At 54.1% G+C, this 19,172-nt stretch carries 20 protein-coding genes and 1 tRNA gene; 5 read left to right on the top strand and 16 right to left on the bottom strand.

The genetic code is table 11. From position 1 onward, the window contains the following. Positions 1-2: 2 nt before the first annotated feature. Both L384_RS22770 and L384_RS10885 read left to right on the top strand, forming a co-directional pair. Positions 3-353 (top strand): helix-turn-helix domain-containing protein, encoded by a 351-nt coding sequence (locus L384_RS22770; protein WP_071789847.1) that lies wholly within the window; start codon positions 3-5, stop codon positions 351-353. Next, entirely contained in the window at positions 275-1,393 is a 1,119-nt protein-coding gene (locus tag L384_RS10885; protein WP_233094110.1) for a tyrosine-type recombinase/integrase, read from the top strand. The genes L384_RS22770 and L384_RS10885 overlap by 79 nt, the downstream gene beginning before the upstream one ends. 14 nt (positions 1,394-1,407) lie before the next feature. On the opposite strand, the gene L384_RS10890 is transcribed toward L384_RS10885, so the two are convergent. The 3 genes from L384_RS10890 to proB form a co-directional block, all read right to left on the bottom strand. Continuing rightward, a tRNA-Thr gene (locus L384_RS10890) sits at positions 1,408-1,483 on the bottom strand. A gap of 111 nt (positions 1,484-1,594) precedes the next feature. Beyond that, positions 1,595-2,848 (bottom strand): glutamate-5-semialdehyde dehydrogenase, encoded by a 1,254-nt coding sequence (proA, locus tag L384_RS10895; protein WP_023324201.1) that lies wholly within the window; start codon positions 2,846-2,848, stop codon positions 1,595-1,597. 11 nt (positions 2,849-2,859) lie between these two features. Next, positions 2,860-3,963: a glutamate 5-kinase gene (gene proB / locus L384_RS10900; protein WP_023324200.1), complete on the bottom strand. Its 1,104-nt coding sequence runs from the start codon at positions 3,961-3,963 to the stop codon at positions 2,860-2,862. A 305-nt stretch (positions 3,964-4,268) separates the two neighbouring features. Between proB and phoE the strand changes: the two genes are divergently transcribed. Beyond that, on the top strand, positions 4,269-5,321 hold the full coding sequence (gene phoE, locus L384_RS10905; protein ID WP_003863199.1) for a phosphoporin PhoE: 1,053 nt from the start codon (positions 4,269-4,271) through the stop codon (positions 5,319-5,321). Between the two features lie 132 nt (positions 5,322-5,453). On the opposite strand, the gene crl is transcribed toward phoE, so the two are convergent. The 3 genes from crl to gpt all read right to left on the bottom strand — a co-directional run bounded on the left by crl (position 5,454) and on the right by gpt (position 7,719). Next, positions 5,454-5,855: a sigma factor-binding protein Crl gene (gene crl / locus L384_RS10910; RefSeq protein WP_003863201.1), complete on the bottom strand. Its 402-nt coding sequence runs from the start codon at positions 5,853-5,855 to the stop codon at positions 5,454-5,456. 56 nt (positions 5,856-5,911) lie between these two features. Continuing rightward, positions 5,912-7,156 carry an esterase FrsA gene (frsA, locus tag L384_RS10915; protein WP_023295967.1) on the bottom strand — a complete coding sequence of 415 codons (1,245 nt, stop codon included), beginning with the start codon at positions 7,154-7,156 and terminating at the stop codon, positions 5,912-5,914. 104 nt (positions 7,157-7,260) lie between these two features. Next, positions 7,261-7,719 carry a xanthine phosphoribosyltransferase gene (gene gpt / locus L384_RS10920; protein WP_003863205.1) on the bottom strand — a complete coding sequence of 153 codons (459 nt, stop codon included), beginning with the start codon at positions 7,717-7,719 and terminating at the stop codon, positions 7,261-7,263. A 259-nt stretch (positions 7,720-7,978) separates the two neighbouring features. On the opposite strand from gpt, the gene pepD reads away from it, so the two are divergent. After that, entirely contained in the window at positions 7,979-9,436 is a 1,458-nt protein-coding gene (gene pepD / locus L384_RS10925) for a cytosol nonspecific dipeptidase (protein ID WP_003863206.1), read from the top strand. 55 nt (positions 9,437-9,491) lie between these two features. Here pepD and dinB read toward each other — a convergent pair whose 3' ends face one another. The 8 genes from dinB to L384_RS10965 all read right to left on the bottom strand — a co-directional run bounded on the left by dinB (position 9,492) and on the right by L384_RS10965 (position 16,697). Further along, entirely contained in the window at positions 9,492-10,550 is a 1,059-nt protein-coding gene (gene dinB / locus L384_RS10930) for a DNA polymerase IV (RefSeq protein ID WP_003863209.1), read from the bottom strand. Positions 10,551-10,657: 107 nt separating this feature from the next. Continuing rightward, positions 10,658-10,858 carry a (Na+)-NQR maturation NqrM gene (gene nqrM / locus L384_RS10935; protein WP_003863212.1) on the bottom strand — a complete coding sequence of 67 codons (201 nt, stop codon included), beginning with the start codon at positions 10,856-10,858 and terminating at the stop codon, positions 10,658-10,660. A 2-nt stretch (positions 10,859-10,860) separates the two neighbouring features. Beyond that, complete coding sequence (gene nqrF / locus L384_RS10940) at positions 10,861-12,084, bottom strand: NADH:ubiquinone reductase (Na(+)-transporting) subunit F (RefSeq protein WP_023315477.1); 1,224 nt, start codon at positions 12,082-12,084, stop codon at positions 10,861-10,863. 10 nt (positions 12,085-12,094) lie between these two features. Then, on the bottom strand, positions 12,095-12,691 hold the full coding sequence (gene nqrE / locus L384_RS10945) for an NADH:ubiquinone reductase (Na(+)-transporting) subunit E (RefSeq protein WP_003863217.1): 597 nt from the start codon (positions 12,689-12,691) through the stop codon (positions 12,095-12,097). A gap of 6 nt (positions 12,692-12,697) precedes the next feature. Further along, the gene (locus L384_RS10950; RefSeq protein ID WP_003863219.1) at positions 12,698-13,336 is read right to left on the bottom strand and encodes an NADH:ubiquinone reductase (Na(+)-transporting) subunit D; all 639 of its coding nucleotides are present in this window, start codon (positions 13,334-13,336) and stop codon (positions 12,698-12,700) included. Then, positions 13,329-14,123, bottom strand: coding sequence for a Na(+)-translocating NADH-quinone reductase subunit C (locus L384_RS10955; RefSeq protein ID WP_003863221.1), 795 nt, complete (start codon positions 14,121-14,123; stop codon positions 13,329-13,331). Before L384_RS10955 ends, L384_RS10950 begins: the two co-directional genes overlap by 8 nt. Then, entirely contained in the window at positions 14,116-15,351 is a 1,236-nt protein-coding gene (locus tag L384_RS10960; RefSeq protein WP_022647143.1) for an NADH:ubiquinone reductase (Na(+)-transporting) subunit B, read from the bottom strand. Before L384_RS10960 ends, L384_RS10955 begins: the two co-directional genes overlap by 8 nt. Before the next feature lie 2 nt (positions 15,352-15,353). Continuing rightward, a complete protein-coding gene (locus tag L384_RS10965) occupies positions 15,354-16,697 on the bottom strand; it encodes a Na(+)-translocating NADH-quinone reductase subunit A (protein WP_023324199.1) in 1,344 nt (447 codons plus the stop codon). Positions 16,698-16,997: 300 nt separating this feature from the next. Between L384_RS10965 and dpaA the strand changes: the two genes are divergently transcribed. Then, on the top strand, positions 16,998-17,738 hold the full coding sequence (gene dpaA, locus L384_RS10970) for a peptidoglycan meso-diaminopimelic acid protein amidase (RefSeq protein WP_023315473.1): 741 nt from the start codon (positions 16,998-17,000) through the stop codon (positions 17,736-17,738). On the opposite strand, the gene L384_RS10975 is transcribed toward dpaA, so the two are convergent. Together L384_RS10975 and lpcA are read right to left on the bottom strand one after the other, a co-directional pair. Beyond that, positions 17,709-18,476 carry a class II glutamine amidotransferase gene (locus tag L384_RS10975; RefSeq protein ID WP_017383120.1) on the bottom strand — a complete coding sequence of 256 codons (768 nt, stop codon included), beginning with the start codon at positions 18,474-18,476 and terminating at the stop codon, positions 17,709-17,711. The genes dpaA and L384_RS10975 overlap by 30 nt on opposite strands. Positions 18,477-18,524: 48 nt before the next feature. Beyond that, complete coding sequence (lpcA, locus tag L384_RS10980; protein ID WP_003863232.1) at positions 18,525-19,103, bottom strand: D-sedoheptulose 7-phosphate isomerase; 579 nt, start codon at positions 19,101-19,103, stop codon at positions 18,525-18,527. Positions 19,104-19,172 lie beyond the last annotated feature (69 nt).

Genomic DNA, 19,172 nt, shown 5'->3' with positions numbered 1-19,172 from the left:
CCATGGAATCACACAGCCTCACACTCGATGAGGCCTGTGCATTTCTCAAGATATCCAGACCTACCGCAACCAACTGGATTCGCACAGGCCGACTTCAGGCAACACGCAAAGACCCTTCCAAACCAAAATCCCCATACCTCACTACACGGCAAGCCTGCATTGCGGCGCTTCAGTCTCCGCTGCATACTGTCGGCGTGAGCGCGGGTGATGGCATAACAGAGGAACTGAAATGTCACTATTCCGCAGAGGTGAAACCTGGTACGCCAGCTTCACATTGCCGGACGGCAAAAGATTTAAGCAGTCTCTTGGGACAAAGGACAAAAGGCAGGCCACGGAGCTTCATGACAAGCTAAAGGCCGAAACATGGAGGGTGAGTAAATTAGGAGAAACCCCTGAAATGACCTTTGAGGAGGCTTGTGTCAGGTGGCTTGAGGAGAAGTCTCATAAGAAGTCACTGGACGACGACAAGGGCCGGATCGGATTCTGGCTACAGCATTTTGCAGGGATGCAGTTGAAGGACATTACAGAAACGAAGATTTACTCTGCTATCCAGAAGATGACAAATCGCCGTCACGAGGAGAACTGGAAGCTCATGGAAGAGGCGTGTCGCAAGAAAGGGAAGAAGCCTCCAGAATACAAACCAAAGCCAGCAGCGGTAGCCACAAAAGCAACTCACCTATCATTCATTAAGGCGTTGCTCAGGGCAGCAGAACGTGAATGGAAGATGCTGGATAAGGCTCCGATCGTCAAAGTTCCTCAACCGAAGAACAAGCGTATCAGATGGCTTGAACCTCACGAGGCGAGAAGGTTGATTGATGAATGCCCGGAGCCGCTTAAGTCAGTCGTAGAGTTTGCGCTTTCTACTGGCTTAAGACGTTCGAACATCATCAATCTGGAATGGCAGCAGATAGACATGCAGAGAAAAGTTGCGTGGATTCACCCGGAGCAGAGCAAGTCTAATCAGGCCATTGGCGTGGCGCTGAATGATACTGCTTGCAGGGTGCTGAAAAAGCAAATCGGAAATCACCACAAGTGGGTGTTCGTTTACAAGGAAAGCAGCACTAAGCCTGACGGAACCAAATCACCTGTAGTGAGGAAGATGCGCTACGATGCCAACACTGCATGGAGGGGTGCGCTAAAACGAGCAGGGATTGAGGATTTCCGATTTCATGACCTGAGACATACGTGGGCAAGTTGGCTTGTTCAGGCTGGAGTGCCTATTTCTGTGTTGCAGGAGATGGGAGGATGGGAGTCAATCGAAATGGTTCGTCGCTATGCTCATCTGGCACCCAATCACTTGACCGAACATGCGCGGCAAATAGACTCGATTTTTGGGTGTTCAGTCCCAAATCTGTCCCATAGTGAAAATAAGGAAGGTACAAATGACGCGTAACTACTTGATTTGAATGGTGCCGATAATAGGAGTCGAACCTACGACCTTCGCATTACGAATGCGCTGCTCTACCAACTGAGCTATATCGGCCCTGAAAGGCCGGTTACGAGCGTAACCACGGGGCAAAAGAGTAGATCTAACCGGGTGATGCGTCAATGCCCTTTTGAATCAAACGGCTATTTTTGCATCACCCGCGATTATTTACGCACGAATGGTATCATCACCAAAGCCGATCCACTTGTAGGTGGTCAGCGCTTCCAGCCCCATCGGACCGCGGGCGTGCAGCTTCTGTGTGCTCACCGCCACCTCCGCGCCCAGACCAAACTGGCCGCCATCGGTAAAGCGCGTCGAGGCATTGACGTAAACCGCAGACGAATCCACTTCATTCACAAACCGATCGGCATTGCGCAGGGTGCGCGTCAGGATCGCGTCAGAATGCTGGGTTCCGTGTTCACGAATGTGCGCAATAGCGTCATCGAGATCCGCAACTACCTTCACGTTCAGATCCAGCGACAAATACTCATCGTCGTACTGCTCCGCATTAACCGGAACGACCTTCGCCGGACCGTCTTTCAGCAGGGCGAAAGCGCTCTCGTCCGCATGCAGCGTGACGCCACTTTCCGCCATCTGCTTGCTCAGCGCTGGCAGGAAGGTACTGGCGATGCCCTGATGCACCAGCAGCGTTTCTACCGTATTACAGGTGCTTGGACGCTGGGTTTTAGCGTTGACGATAATCTTCAGCGCAGGTTCTACCTCCGCGGTGTCATCCACCACGATATGGCATACGCCAATACCACCGGTGATCACCGGAATGGTAGATTGCTCGCGGCACAGCTTGTGCAGGCCCGCACCGCCGCGTGGGATGAGCATGTCGATGTATTTGTCCATGCGCAGCATCTCGTTAACCAGAGCACGGTCGGGGCTTTCAATCGCCTGCACGGCACCCGCCGGTAAACCACACTCCTCTAGCGCCTGCTGGATGACGTTTACCGTCGCGGCGTTGGTGCGCCAGGTCTCTTTCCCGCCACGCAGGATCGCGGCGTTACCGGTCTTCAGGCACAGGGAGGCGACATCCACCGTCACGTTTGGACGCGCTTCGTAAATCACCCCAATGACGCCAAGCGGCACGCGACGACGTTCAAGGCGTAACCCGCTGTCGAGCACCCCACCGTCAATCACCTGCCCTACCGGGTCGGCGAGGTTGCACACCTGACGGACGTCGTCGGCAATACCTTTCAAACGCGCCGGGGTCAGCGCCAGACGGTCGAGCATCGCTTCGCTCAAGCCGTTGCGACGCGCTTCCAGCAGATCCTGCTCGTTGGCGAGCAAAATTTCCTGCGACTGAGATTCCAGATAATCAGCGATTTTTTCCAGCACGCGGTTTTTCTCGCGGCTGGAAAGGAGCGCCAGTTTATACGAGGCGGCTTTCGCGGCTGCGCCCATTTGTTCCAGCATGTTCTGGCTCCTTAACGAATAATCATGTCGTCACGATGCACGGCAACCGGGCCATATTCATAGCCCAGGATGGCGTCGATCTGCTGGGAATGGTGGCCAGCAATCCGACGCAGCGCGTCGCTGTTATAACGACTTACGCCATGAGCGATGTCGCGACCTTCAAGGTTACGGATTCGGATCACTTCACCACGCGAGAAGTTGCCTGTCACGCTTTTAATTCCTTTTGGAAGTAACGAGCTTCCTCTTTCCAGAATAGCGGCGGTCGCGCCTTCATCCACGGTCAGTTCGCCAGCCGGGGGCGCACCAAAGATCCAGCGTTTTCGGTTTTCCAGCGGGGTCGCCTGGGCGTGGAAGCGAGTACCCACAGAGATGCCTTCCATCACATCACCGATTACGCCCGGACGGCTGCCCGCGGCGATGATGGTGTCGATACCGGCCCGGCACGCCACGTCCGCGGCCTGGAGCTTGGTGCCCATGCCGCCTGTCCCCAGACCAGAAACGCTGTCACCCGCGATGGCGCGCAGCGCATCGTCAATGCCGTGAACGTCTTTGATCAGTTCAGCCTGTGGATTAGAGCGCGGATCAGCGGTAAACAGCCCCTGCTGATCGGTCAGAAGCAGCAGCTTATCGGCCCCTGCCAGGATCGCCGCCAGCGCAGAGAGGTTATCGTTGTCGCCCACTTTGATTTCAGCGGTGGCAACAGCGTCGTTTTCGTTAATGACCGGAACGATATGGTTATCCAGCAGCGCACGCAGCGTATCGCGGGCATTCAGGAAACGTTCTCTGTCTTCCATATCCGCACGCGTCAGCAGCATCTGCCCGACGTGAATGCCGTAGATGGAGAACAGTTGTTCCCAGAGCTGTATGAGTCGGCTTTGTCCCACGGCGGCCAGCAGCTGTTTGGAAGCGATCGTCGCGGGGAGTTCGGGGTAGCCCAGGTGTTCACGCCCGGCGGCAATCGCCCCGGATGTCACAATTACAATACGATGCCCTGCGGCATGCAACTGAGCGCACTGACGTACAAGCTCAACGATATGGGCACGATTCAGGCGGCGCGATCCGCCTGTTAACACACTGGTACCGAGTTTTACCACCAGCGTCTGGCTGTCACTCATGATTCTCTGCCGTTCAACAATAAGGGAAAATGATGTCAGTCAGACGTTTTAACAGGTGTCAGCCCCGTTGCCAACTGCCTTAGCGCATGACCCGTCACTTTGTTGCGCGGGATCAGGAAGCGTAGCGGCAGATTTTGACAATTTTATTACCGAAAAATTAAAACATACTTTTTTAGACATATTCTTACTTTGTCATAAAACTTTCACCCACGAACGATAAAACCCTTCCTGTTTTTCACGGGGTAATAAGCCGAATCTTATTACTCAGCGAATATTAGCGCGTTTTTATAAAATCAGGATTGAAAATGAAAAAGAGCACTCTGGCATTAGTGGTAATGGGCGTAGTTGCTTCCGCATCTGTTCAGGCAGCAGAAGTTTATAATAAAAACGGGAATAAACTGGACGTGTACGGCAAAGTAAAAGCAATGCACTACATCAGTGATGATGACGCTAAGGATGGTGACCAGACTTATGTTCGTTTCGGCTTTAAGGGTGAAACGCAGATTAACGATCAGCTGACGGGCTACGGACGTTGGGAAGCTGAGTTCGCGGGTAACAAAGCTGAAAGCGACTCTTCTCAAAAAACACGTCTGGCATTTGCCGGGCTGAAACTGAAAGACTTCGGCTCACTGGATTATGGCCGTAACCTGGGCGCGCTGTATGATGTCGCCGCATACACCGATATGTTCCCGGAGTTCGGCGGTGACGGCCTGGCACAGACCGATAACTTCATGACGAAACGCGCCTCCGGTCTGGCCACATACCGTAATACCGATTTCTTTGGCCTGGTTGACGGCCTGAATATGACCCTGCAATACCAGGGCAAAAATGAAAACCGCGACGTGAAGAAGCAAAACGGTGACGGCTTCGGTACCTCACTGAGCTATGACTTCGGCGGCAGCGATTTTTCTGTGATTGGTGCGTATGCCAGCTCCGACCGCACCAACGAGCAAAACCTTCAGGCACGCGGCGAAGGTAAAAAAGCAGAAGGCTGGGCAACCGGTTTGAAATATGATGCCAATGATATTTATCTGGCCACTATCTATTCCGAAACCCGCAATATGGCCCCTATTTCCGGTGGCTTTGCAAATAAAGCGCAAAACTTCGAAGTGGTCGCGCAATATCAGTTTGACTTTGGTCTGCGTCCATCTCTGGGTTACGTGCAGTCTAAAGGCAAAGATATCGAAGGTATCGGCGATGAAGATATCGTGAAATACATCGACGTAGGTGCGACATATTATTTCAACAAAAATATGTCTGCGTTTGTTGATTATAAGATCAATCAGATTGATGACGATAATAAACTGGGCGTAAGCAGCGATGATATCGTTGCGCTGGGCATGACCTACCAGTTCTGATGTTGTGGTAATAAAAAAACCGGCGCTGAGCCGGTTTTTTTGTGCCCGGTGACGCTGTGCTTACCGGGCGTACGGGATAGTACATTTTTCAGACCGGGTAAGGCGTAGCCGCCACCCGGGGCTGGGACATCATCAGGCTCTCAGTTTCACCGCTTCGCTGGAAAAATCGTCCGCAGGCTCCAGCTTCAGATCCAATGTTGCCAGCAGGTCGCGAGCTCTGCCGTGAAATTCTTTTAGCGTATGCTCCAGGCGATCGATCACTTCCTGATCTTTGATGCTCGTCGCCTGCCAGTGCCCGTCTTTATTAAACAGGCCAAACTGATAGGTATAGGTAAAACGGTTTTCCTGTGCTTCCATTTCCATCCACCAGCCCCAGAACTCACGTTTTTCGGGTGCAGGCTTCACGTTGACGCAAACAGCCAGGCAGTCGAAAAAAAAGCGATTCTCTTCACACTGCTCTTCTCGAATATACGGGCCAAGAGCCATGAACTTCTTAATCAGTCTACTTTTCGGGTGTCCACTCGGTAACGTCATTGCGATCTCCTTTTGTGAAGCACTGTTTTACCAAACCAACGAAATTTAGCAAACTATTAACACAATCTCTGCGTGATCCAGCGTGTGATCTCTTTCAGCGCTTTGTCAAAATTCTGGTACACCGGGCTGAAGGGCACCTCCAGCAATTTACCATCAGAAGATGACGACGTGATTAAGCGTGACTCCTCTTCCGGGCTAAACGGATCGTTCTTCCAGAAACCGGACATCATCGGAGTTGGACAGCGGCGGCCGAGTAAGCCCTGCGTTTTTAATGAATAACGATTAAGTTCAATGCGCAACGCTTCGTCTGAAGCATCATGCATGCCAAGTCGGCTCGCCAGTACGTCCAGATACATCTCAGGAACGCTACCCTGACGCGCAGGATCGCTTAACAGAGCATGCACCACCGGACCAAGACAGGCGACGGCCTTCAGGCGTGAAGATTCAAGGTAGGCAAGCCGTACCGCGACGTTAGCGCCAAAGCGGAAGCCAAACGCGCCAACCCGGGTGTGATCAACCCAGGGGATATTCTCCAGCGCTTTTAATGCATGCTGGTGCAGCAGGCTGGAGTCTTGCGTAAGTTTCCATTTGGATGAAAAACCAATGGAAGGCATATCAAGCGTGAGCATGGCGATTCCGTTTGGGGCAAAGTAGCGCTCATACAGGCTGTAATAGTCAATTTGTAACGAGTCCAGTCCACCGCACATCAGAACCGTCGGGAACGGCCCTTCCCCCTCCGGCATATGCAGGAATCCGGTCACCGGGCTGCCGCCGGGAATGGCGAACTCAATTTCACGCATCCGGCCAGGCAACCGCTGCGCAGCCTCTTCATAAGCCCGGTTTGCCAGCGCCTGCGCCTGCTCTGCCAGTTCGTCGCCTTTAAGATGCGGATATGCAGCGATGCTGTAAAGGTTTGCCGCATGCAGCCAGTGCTTGCCGCTGAGAGTGGCATCTTCTTCCTGGCTCGCTTTTTGCTGCCAGAGCATGGCCTGCTTTGACCATTCGTAGATCCAGTTTCCACCACGGTAGCCCACCACCGTATCGTAGAGATCGCTGTCGGTACGCTCGGACTCGCTCATCACGATACGCGCCTGCACGTCGAGGATTTCACGCGGATCGATGCCGCGCCAGATCCACATCAGGCGGTTAATCATTCGATACCAGTGGGGCACGTTTTTACCGTCTAACGCTGACTGAACGGCAGGCATTGTCCCCGGATTAAACCGACGCACCAGCGTCGACGTTTCAGGGTGCTTGAAACGGGGTTTGAAGAGAGTTTCGGTGAGATTCGCCTGCGTCATTGCGTTGCCTCCATGGATACGTCATATGAAGACCATTGTAACGCGTGGCAGGGTAAAAAGAACAACGCCCGGCATAACCGGGCGTGTAAAGTTACGTACTGAAATTAACGGCCAGAGATAGGCGGTACGAAGACCACGCCCATATCCCATGGCTGTTCAATCCAGGTATCCTGCGGGATATCAATGACGTAATCATCAACCAGTGGGCGACCCGCTGGTTTCGCGAAGATAGTGACGAAGTGCGCTTTTGGATACATTTCGCGGATAGCCACCGCAGTACCGCCGGTATCCACCAGATCGTCGATAACGATAAAGCCTTCACCGTCGCCTTCCGCGCGTTTCAGCACTTTCAGTTCGCGCTGGTTGTCGTGATCGTAGCTGGAGATACATACGGTATCGACATGACGAATACCCAGCTCACGTGCCAGCAGCGCCCCCGGTACCAGACCGCCACGGCTGACGGCAATAATGCCTTTCCACTGTTCGGAAGGCATCAGACGCGCAGCCAGTTTGCGTGCGTGAATCTGCAACATGTCCCAGGTGACGACGTATTTTTCGCTCATGTGAAGTGTCCCAGCCTGTTTATATACGGCTTAAAAAAAATGAGGGTGAACCAGGTTGCGCGAGATTATAGAGATCTGACGCACTAAAAACCAGTGTTACGCGCCATGAGCCTGAGTTTTTACATGCTTAATGCTACCAGCCACGGGAGAAAGTGGTATTCTCAGTTGCATCTCGCAAGCCTGACTTGTGGTAACGATTAACCTGCTAACCCTGTGACCTGCAACATTGTTTTGCAGCGCAACGACAAGGAGACCTATCGTGTCTGAACTGTCTCAATTATCTCCACAGCCGCTGTGGGATATTTTTGCCAAAATCTGCTCCATTCCGCACCCTTCCTATCACGAAGAACAGCTTGCCGAACATATTATGGGCTGGGCAAAGGAAAAAGGTCTGCACGCTGAACGCGACCAGGTTGGCAATATTCTTATCCGCAAACCTGCCACCGCAGGTATGGAAAACCGTAAGCCAGTGGTATTGCAGGCGCACCTGGACATGGTTCCGCAGAAAAACAACGACACCGTTCACGACTTCACAAAAGACCCGATTCAGCCGTACATCGACGGCGAGTGGGTGAAGGCGCGGGGCACGACCCTGGGCGCAGATAACGGCATTGGTATGGCTTCCGCGCTGGCCGTGCTGGCTGACGACAGCGTTGAACACGGTCCGCTGGAAGTGCTGCTGACCATGACTGAAGAAGCGGGCATGGATGGCGCGTTCGGTCTCCAGGCAAACTGGCTGCAAGCGGACATTCTAATCAACACCGACTCCGAAGAAGAAGGTGAGATCTACATGGGCTGCGCGGGCGGGATCGATTTCATCTCTACCCTGCCGCTGTCCCGCGAAGCGATCCCTGCCGGATTCGAGACCTTTAAGCTGACGCTGAAAGGGCTGAAAGGCGGTCACTCCGGCGGGGATATTCACCTGGGCCTGGGCAACGCCAACAAACTGCTGGCGCGTTTCCTGGCGGGCCATGCCGCTGAACTGGATCTGCGTCTGGTGGACTTCAACGGCGGTACTCTGCGTAACGCGATCCCTCGCGAAGCCTTCGCTACCTTGGCAGTGCCTGCGTCGAAAGCGGACGAACTGAAAAAACTCTCCAGCGTGTATCTGGAGATCCTGAAAAACGAACTGTCTGCAAAAGAGAAAAACCTGACGGTGGTGCTGGAGTCCGTTACGACGGATAAAGCCGCGCTGACCGCACAGTCTCGTGACACGTTCGTCCAGCTGCTGAACGCAACGCCAAACGGCGTTATTCGCAACTCTGACGTGGCGAAAGGCGTGGTGGAAACCTCCCTGAACGTGGGCGTGGTGACCATGGGTGACGACAGCGCAGAGATCATCTGCCTGATCCGTTCCCTGATCGACAGCGGTAAAGAGTACGTTGTGAGCATGCTGGAATCTCTGGGTACCCTGGCGGGCGCGAAAACGTCTGCAAAAGGCAGCTACCCGGGCTGGCAGCCGGATGCAAGTTCTCCGGTCATGGCACTGGTGCGTGAAACTTATCAGCGACTGTTCAACAGCACCCCGAACATTCAGGTTATTCACGCGGGTCTGGAGTGTGGTCTGTTCAAGAAACCGTATCCGGATATGGACATGGTCTCCATTGGGCCGACCATCACCGGGCCACACTCCCCGGATGAGCAGGTTCATATTGAAAGCGTCGGTCACTACTGGACGCTGCTGACTGAGCTGCTGAAAGCAATCCCTGCGAAGTAATTCGCCGTCTGTTGCCCGGTGGCGCTACGCTTACCGGGCCTACAATTAGCGTAATCTACAGTCCCAACACCAGCTGACGCTCCAGCTGCGGATCCAGCAAGGTGACGTGCAGCCCCACCAGCCTCACCCCTCGCCCGCCCCGCCGTTCTTCCCATGCCTTTTTTGCCGTCGCGATAAGATCCTCTTTGTTGAGGCGTGGCCAGACGTGTTCCTGCGTCGTTTGCTGAAAATCGTTAAATTTCAGTTTGATGCCCTGCCGGGCAATAAGCAGATCCGGTTTGACCTTCAGTAAGCGTCGTTCAAGTTCAGGATAGAGTTGTTCCGTAATAATGGTTTCACATTCGGTCCAGTCATGGATATCTTCACTCAGCGTGCGTTCAACGCCGACCGATTTACGCAGCCGTTCGTTGTTCACATCCCGGTCATCAATGCCCTGACTGCGTTCCCACAGTACGCGGCCAAACTTGCCAAAACGCTTAAGCAGCAGCGCCAGATCGCTGCGCTGAACGTCTTCGCAGGTGCGTAGCCCCATACTTTCCAGCTTCGCGGCGGAGACTTTGCCCACTCCGGGGATTTTGCTGAGCGGCAGCGTCTTTAAAAACGCCGAAACTTCTTCCGGAGTGATAACGTACTGGCCGTTGGGCTTATTTAAATCGGAGGCGATTTTGGCGAGAAATTTGACCGGCGCGACACCCGCCGATGCCGTCAGGTTCAGCTCGTTGAAAATAGTCTGGCGGATCTCCTGCGCCATCAGGGTGGCGGAGCCGTGGCAGTGCACGCTGTGGGTGACATCCAGATAGGCTTCATCCAGCGATAACGGTTCAATCAGTGAGGTGTAGCGGGAAAAGATCTCCCGAATGTGGCTCGATGCTTCTTTATAGGCATCAAAACGTCCGGGCAAAAGAGTGAGATGCGGGCACAGTTTCAGCGCCATCGCTGTCGGCATGGCGCTGCGCACGCCGTATTTGCGAGCAGGATAGTTGGCGGTGCTGATGACACCGCGCTGTACCCGGCTGCCGCCAATGGCAATGGGAATATCCCGCAGCGCCGGGTTGTCACGCATCTCCACTGCGGCAAAAAAGCAGTCCATATCGACGTGGATTATTTTGCGCATAGTAAGCCCTCACTCGTTACTGGATAAGTATACAGTAAACAAATGAGGGTTGAGAAGTGTGCATGGGAATTGTCGGGTGGCGGCGTTGCCTTACCCGACCAGGAAGACTAAATAATGCGTTGCTGCTCGCGAGCCATCCGCTTTTTCCGCGCATCGCACGGTTCCGGACAATCGCACACTTTTTCCATTCCGATGGAAGAGATGCCTCCGCAACTGCCCTGAATGCTTTTACGCTTGATGATCCAGCCTAAGGACATGCCGAAGATCACCAGCACAAACACCGCAAAGGTCGCCAGAAAGGTCAGCATAATCAGCCTCCGAAATCATCGAGCATGATGTTCTCATCTTCCACGCCAAGATCTTTTAGCATCTTAATCACGGCCGCGTTCATCATTGGTGGACCACACATATAGAACTCGCAGTCTTCCGGTGCCGGGTGCTGTTTGAGGTAATTTTCATACAGCACGTTGTGGATGAAGCCCGTATAGCCTGTCCAGTTATCTTCCGGCTGCGGATCGGATAACGCCACATGGAAGGTAAAGTTAGGGTTATCACGTGCCAGTTGTTCAAACTCATCGTCATAGAACATTTCGCGCAGTGAACGCGCTCCGTACCAGAAGCTGATCTTGCGCTTGCTGCCAAGTCGTTTGAGCTGGTCAAAGATATGCGAACGCATCGGCGCCATACCCGCTCCGCCGCCGATAAAGACCATCTCCGCGTCAGTATCTTTGGCAAAGAATTCGCCGAACGGGCCGGAAATCGTCACTTTGTCGCCAGGCTTGAGGGACCAGATATAGGATGACATGACGCCAGGGGGGGCATCAGGCACATTCGGTGGCGGCGTGGCGATACGCACGTTGAGCATAATAATGCCCTTCTCTTCCGGGTAGTTAGCCATGGAATAGGCGCGGAGCGCGGGCTCTTTTACCTCGGAAACGAAGCGGAAGAGGTTAAATTTATCCCAGTCGGCCCGGTACTCTTCGGGCACGTCGAAGTCAGCATACGCGACGGTGTGTGCCGGACATTCAATCTGGATATACCCACCCGCACGGAACGGGACGCTCTCCCCTTCAGGGACACGCAGCTTGAGCTCTTTAATGAACGTGGCTTTGTTATCGTTAGAGATAACTTCGCACTCCCATTTTTTCACGCCGAAGATCTCCTCCGGCAGCTCAATCTTCATGTTCTGGCGCACAGCGACCTGACACGCCAGACGGCATCCCTCTTTCGCTTCACGCTTCGTAATATGGGACAGTTCCGTTGGCAGAATATCACCGCCGCCCTCTTTCACCGTCACACGGCACTGGCCACAGGAGCCACCGCCGCCACAGGCAGACGAGACAAAAATCCCGTTGCCGGAGAGCGTGTTAAGCAGCTTATCCCCTGCCGGGGTACGGATCTGATTCTGCGGATCGTCATTGATATCAATGATCACATCCCCGGAATTGACCAGCTTCGCACGCGCCGCCAGGATCAGCCCTGACAGCACCAGTACTATCAGCGTGAACATCACCACGCCAAGAATAATTTCCATTTGTTAGCCCTTATAGCTGCACACCGGAGAAGGACATAAAGCCCAACGCCATCAGGCCGGTGGTGATAAAGGTGATCCCTAAGCCACGAAGCCCCGCAGGTACGTTGGCATATTTCATTTTTTCACGGATCCCCGCCATGGTAACAATCGCCAGCATCCAGCCGATACCGGAACCGAAGCCATACACAACCGATTCACTGAAGTTGTAATCACGCTGAACCATAAAGGAAACACCGCCAAAAATGGCGCAGTTCACGGCGATCAGCGGCAGGAAGATCCCCAGCGCGTTGTACAGCGACGGGAAGTATTTATCGAGGATCATCTCCAGGATCTGAACAAGCGCCGCAATCACTCCGATAAAGGTGATGAAGTTCAGGAAGCTAAGATCAACCCCCTCCACCAGCGCGCCATCGCGCAGCACGAAGTTGAATACCAGGTTGTTAATCGGAACGGAAAGCCCCAGCACAACGGTAACTGCCACGCCCAGACCAAATGCCGTCGATACCTTTTTAGAAACGGCAAGGAACGTACACATGCCCAGGAAGAAAGCGAGCGCCATGTTTTCAACAAACACCGCGCGCACAAATAAACTCAGGTAATGAGCCATTGTCGGTTACTCCTTTTCCTGCTGTTCAGGCTTCAACGTACGAATCAGCCAGATCAGCAAACCGATAATGAAAAATGCGCTTGGGGCCAGCAGGAACAGGCCGTTCGGCAGATACCAGCCGCCGTTCTGTACCGTATCCAACACCGGAATGCCAAACAGCTTGCCGCTGCCAATAAGTTCGCGCAGGAAACCAACCGTCAACAGGATTACGCCGTAACCCAGGCCGTTGCCGATACCGTCCATAAAGCTCGCCAGCGGCGGCATTTTCATCGCATAGGCTTCAGCACGCCCCATCACGATACAGTTGGTGATAATCAGGCCGACAAACACCGAAAGCTGCTTCGAGGTTTCATAGGCGAAGGCGCGCAGGAGCTGATCGACCACGATCACCAGCGAGGCGATGATCGCCATCTGCACGATGATCCTTACGCTGTTGGGTATGTGGTGGCGGATCATTGAGATAAACATGCTGGAAAACGCTGTCACCAGCGTTACCGCCAGCGTCATGACCACCGCCGTTTCCAGCTTGGTGGTGACCGCCAGCGCCGAGCACACCCCCAGCACCTGAAGCGTTATCGGGTTATTGGCTAACAGCGGGCCAATCAGCACCTTTTTAACTTCTTTCAGTTCACCCGTATCAGCCATTATTCAGCGCTCCTTCACGTACATTCTTCAGGAAGGGACCAAAGCCCAGTTCACCCATCCAGAAATCAAAGCTGTGCTGCACACCGTTTGAGGTGAGCGTGGCGCCGGAAAGGCCATCAACGGCAAATTCATCGCCGGGACGCGCGCCCCCTTTTACCACCTTCAGCGCAGGCTGGCCGTTGTCGTCGAGCACTTTTTTACCAACAAACTGTGCCCGCCAGTTAGGGTTCTCAACTTCGCCCCCCAGCCCCGGCGTTTCGCCCTGATCGTAATAAGTAATGCCTTTAACCGTACGGCCGTCGGTATCCAGCGCCACAAAGGCGTACATCATTGACCATAAACCGTTGCCATAGATGGGCAACACGATTTTCTGAATGCGTTTTTGCTCGTCACGGACGAGGTAAATCTCCGCGACATTGCTGCGGCGCTTAATGCCTGCCGGATCCTGCGAGGCGTCAAGCGTGGTGCTCATTTGCGGATCTTTTAGCGCCAGCGCCTGGTTGTATTTCGCCGGGTCTTTATCCATTAACTCCCCGGTTTTTAAATCCACCAGCCGTGCGGTAATACGTTCGGCAAACACCGCTGCGACGTCATCCTTCGTCATGCCTTCCTGCATCAGCCCGGCAACGGCCAGGATGTTACGCTGTTTATCCAGCGCACGTTGCTCCTGCTGTAGCGGTTTCAACCCTACGGCAGAACCGGCCACGACAATGGAACAAACCAGACACAGTACCAGCACCACCAGCAGCGTTTTGCTGATGCTGTCGTTATTTTTGATCTCAGCCACGCGCCTTCCTCCGCTTAATGTTGGCGCGCACGACCAGGTAGTCGAACAGCGGCGCAAACAGATTGGCAAACAGAATGGCCAACATCATCCCTTCCGGATAAGCCGGGTTGACCACGCGAATCAGTACACACATCACCCCAATGAGCGCGCCGTAACACCATTTACCTCTGTCGGTAAACGAAGCTGAGACCGGATCGGTGGCCATGAACATCATGCCAAACGCAAAGCCTCCCAGCACAAGGTGCCAGTACCACGGCATGGAGAACATCGGGTTTGTGTCTGAACCAATGAAGTTGAAAAGCGTGGCGGTGAGTACCATCCCGAGCATGACGCCAGCGACAATGCGCCAGGACGCCACGCGGCCAAAGAGGATGATAGCCCCGCCGATCAAAATCATCAGGGTAGACACTTCACCGATGGAGCCTGGAATATTGCCGATAAACGCATCAAACCAGGTGACAGGCTGTCCGGTTGCATTATTGACCAGCGTTTCGCCGCCGCCAGCCGCCCACTGTGAAAGTGGCGTCGCGCCGGAGAATCCGTCTGCTGCCGTCCACACCAGGTCGCCCGAGATTTGCGCCGGATAAGCAAAGAACAGGAACGCGCGTCCTGCCAGCGCCGGGTTGAGGAAGTTGCGTCCGGTCCCGCCGAAGATCTCCTTGGCAATCACCACGCCAAAGCTGATCCCCATCGCCGCTTGCCAGAGCGGCAGCGTTGGCGGAACAATCAGCGCAAACAGAATAGAGGTAACAAAGAAGCCCTCGTTGATCTCATGTTTGCGAATAATGGCGAACAGCACCTCCCAGAAACCGCCCACGATAAAGACAGTCATATAGATGGGGAGGAAGAAGACAGCGCCCAGCGTCATCATGCTGATCCAGCCGGCATCTGCCGCAAAGCTCACCCCCAGCGACTGTGCCAGACGATAGTGCCAGTCAGACTGAATCACCTGCGCCAGCTGCTCTGCATCATACATATGGTGCAGCGCCGGAATAGTTTGCAACCCAACGTTATACATCCCCCAGAACATGGCCGGGAAGACCGCAAACCAGACCAGAATCATCATTCGCTTGAGGTCGATGGCGTCGCGAACGTGCGCCGCGCCTTTCGTTACCAGACCCGGCGTGTAGAAAATGGTCGTTGTCGCTTCATACAGCGGGTAGTACTTTTTGAGCTTCCCTTCGGTAAAGTGCGGCTCAATTTTTTCAAAGAGGTGTTTTAAGCCCATGTTTATCCTTCCTGCTCAATGCGGGTTAACACCTCGCGCAATACGGGTCCATATTCGTATTTACTTGGACACACATAGGTACACAGCGCCAGATCTTCTTCGTCCAGCTCCAGACAGCCCAGCGCCTGGGCACCGTCGGTATCACCGGCCAGGAGATCCCGCAGCAGCACGGTGGGCAGAATATCCAGCGGCATCACGCGTTCGTAGTTGCCAATCGGAACCATGGCGCGCTCACCGCCGTTGGTGCTGGTGGAGAAGTTAAACAGCTTATGACGCAGGAAGTGGCCGAGCGTGGTGCGGGTTACCGAGTATTTTTCTGCGCCAGGCAGTACCCAGCCGAACAGCTCTTTATCGCGTCCTTCAAGCACCACACTCACCTGAAGATGGAAACGACCCAGCCAGGCCATCGGGCCTGTCGCGTGCCTGCCGCTCAGCACCGAACCGGAAATAATACGGTTTTCACCCTCTTTCGTTTCGCCAGCCAACAGCGCCGTCAGGTCAGCCCCAAGCAGCGTGCGAACCAGACGCGGTTGGGTTGCCTGAGGGCCGCCGATGGCAATAATGCGTTCTGCGCACAGCTCACCCGTGGTGAACAGCTTACCGATAGCGATCACGTCCTGATAATTAAGATGCCAGACCTGTTTCGTCAGGCTTACCGGCTCCAGGAAATGAATATGCGTTCCCACCAGCCCCGCCGGATGCGGGCCGGCAAATTCATTAAAGGCCACCTGCCCTTGCGGATGACCGCCCAGCTTACCGCCGCTGGCCTGGCAGACATGCACTTTGCCCGGCGTCAGGCGTGTTAACACGGTGAGGCCGGCATCGAAAGCTTTTCGTTCCGCCAGGATAAGAGGCTGCGGATCTGCGCTGAGCGGGTTGGTGTCGATGGCCGTAACGAAGATAGCGGCCGGCACAGTGCCTGGCACGGGCGTTTTGCTATAGGGCCGCGTGCGAAGCGCCGTCCACAGTCCCGACTCCAGCAGTTGCGTCTGCACCACGTCGTGGCTGAGGGTGGCGAGATCGGCGGCGTCAAAACGCGCAAATTCGCGTTTCTCATCACCTTCAATTTGAATAACAACCGATTGCAGGACGCGACGCTCACCACGATGGATGGCAACAACGGTGCCGCTGGCTGGGGCTGTAAACATAACGCCAGGATTTTTTTTATCCTCGAAGAGTGCCTGGCCTTTTATTACGCGATCGCCTTCCTGTACCAGCATCGCAGGACGCATGCCCACGTAATCATCACCTACAATGGCGACATGATGAATACTGGCGCCGGTGGTAACGTGCTGTTCAGGCACGCCAGAGATTGGCAGATCGAGTCCTTTTCTGATTCTAAACATGTGGTTAGCAGGTATCCATGAACAACAATCCAGAGAGGCCGGAGTGTACCATTTTCGGCCCTGCCAGGGGCAGCAAATCCGCCGTCTGGCGCGCCGAAATGCGAGCTATTGCGCAAAGTTCCTGGAGTCAGGACAATGTGAATGGGTTATAAAGTAAAACTAATTTGTAAACTCAAAGGTTGGCTCTTGCGAAAATCTCCATCGGTGCTAATGTGAGCGCTCCTGTCCAGATTAGTCTGATTTCGGGTGTCTTTTGCCGTTCTGGCAAGTTGGTCATTGTTTTATCAAGGAACCAGTAGTATGCGTAAAATCGCATTGTTCATTGCGATGCTTCTGATACCGTGCATGTCGTTTGCCGGGCTGCTTGGCAGTAATAGTTCAACGACGCCGATCAGTAAAGAGTATAAACAGCAGTTGATGGGATCCCCGGTTTATATTCAAATCTTCAAGGAAGAGCGCACACTCGATCTGTTTGTCAAAATGGGCGAGACTTATCAGCTGCTCGATAGCTACAAAATCTGTAACTATTCTGGCGGGCTGGGGCCGAAACAGCGGCAGGGTGACTTCAAAAGTCCGGAAGGGTTTTACAACGTTCAGCGTAACCAGCTAAAACCGGACAGCCGCTTCTATAAAGCGATTAACATCGGTTTCCCCAATGCCTTCGACCGTGCGCACGGTTACGAAGGGAAATACCTGATGATCCACGGCGCCTGCGTGTCTGTCGGCTGTTATGCGATGACGGATTCCGGCATTGATGAAATCTTCCAGTTTGTCACGGGCGCACTGGTCTTCGGTCAGCCGAATGTTCAGGTCAGCATCTATCCGTTCCGTATGACGGATGCGAACATGGCACGCCATAAGTACTCTGTTTACACAGATTTCTGGAAACAGCTAAAACCGGGCTATGACTACTTCGAGCAGACCCATAAGCCGCCGGTGGTGTCCATCGTCAATGGCCGTTACGTGGTGAGTAAACCGCTCAGCCATGAAGTGGTTCAGCCGCAGCTGGCGTCAAATTACGCGGTCCCCGAGACAAAATAGCGCCCACTCGCCTGGCATGATCTTTTGCCAGGTTTCGTTGCCCGTCAGCGGCTGCGTTGCAATGACAGTGACCACATCGTTCGGTGTGGTCTCCTTCTGAAAATCAATTTCCACATCCTGATCGAGCAGCGTGGCGACGCCAAACGGCGCACGTCGGGTGATCCAGAACAGATTTGTCGAGCAGAACGCCATCACGTAGCGCCCGTCAGACAGCAGCATATTAAAGACGCCCTTCTCGCGTAACTCAGACGCCAGTGACGCTATGTATTTAAAAACGGCGGTCATGTTGCCGGGCGTACGGGGGTAGCGCTCGGTCAGCTTGTGCAGCAGCCAGCAAAATGCTTTTTCGCTGTCCGTTTCACCGACAGGACGAAAATTGCCGGTTTCCAGTGATTTATAGCCCGAGAGCTGCCCGTTGTGCGCGTAGGTCCAGTTACGGCCCCACAGTTCACGGGTAAACGGATGGGTATTTTCCAGCGCCACTTCGCCGCGATTGGCCTGGCGAATATGCGCGATCACCGAACAGGATTTAATAGGATAGTCCTGCACCAGTCTGGCAATGGGTGAGTTAAAGCTGGGCTGTGGATCTTTAAACGTGCGGCATCCTTTGCCTTCGTAGAAGGTAATGCCCCAGCCGTCTTTATGCGGCCCGGTTCCTCCACCGCGCTGAACCAGCCCGGTAAAACTAAAGCAGATATCGGTTGGCACATTGGCGCTCATCCCGAGCAGTTCGCACATAGATCACCTCCACAACAGCGGGGGGCACCGGCGCCCCCCAGCGAAGTCTTACTTAACCATCTCTTTTTCGATCAATTGGATCAGGATGTGGATCACTTTGATGTGAATTTCCTGAACGCGATCGGCATAACCGAAGTGTGGAACGCGGATTTCAATGTCCGCTGTACCGTCCATCTTACCGCCATCTTTCCCGGTCAGGGTGATCACTTTCATGCCCTTCTCACGCGCGGCGGCGATCGCTTTGATCACGTTAGCGGAGTTACCGGACGTGGAGATACCGAGAAGCACATCGCCTTCACGGCCTACGGCTTCAACGTAGCGGGAAAAGATGTGGTCGTAACCAAAATCGTTGCCTACACAGGAGATGTGGCTCACGTCGGAAATCGCAATCGCCGGGTAGCCCGGACGGTTTTCGCGATAGCGTCCGGTCAGCTCCTCGGCGAAGTGCATGGCGTCACAGTGGGAACCGCCGTTACCGCAGGAGAGCACTTTACCGCCGGCTTTGAAGCTGTCGGCAAGCAGGACCGCCGCGCGCTGAATAGCGTGAATATTGGCATCATCTTTCAGAAAGTTCGCCAGCGTTTCCGCCGCTTCGTTCAGTTCGTTACGAATAAGATCCTGGTACATGAGGATAATCCTTCAGTATTGATGAAATAACACAGTGGAGTGTACCGGATAGCAGTAAAAGCGAGAAGC

It is taken from the genome of Enterobacter sp. MGH 38, from assembly GCF_000492855.1.
In the GTDB taxonomy this organism is placed as follows: domain Bacteria; phylum Pseudomonadota; class Gammaproteobacteria; order Enterobacterales; family Enterobacteriaceae; genus Enterobacter; species Enterobacter hormaechei_C.
This window is presented reverse-complemented; position numbering and strand designations above follow the sequence as displayed.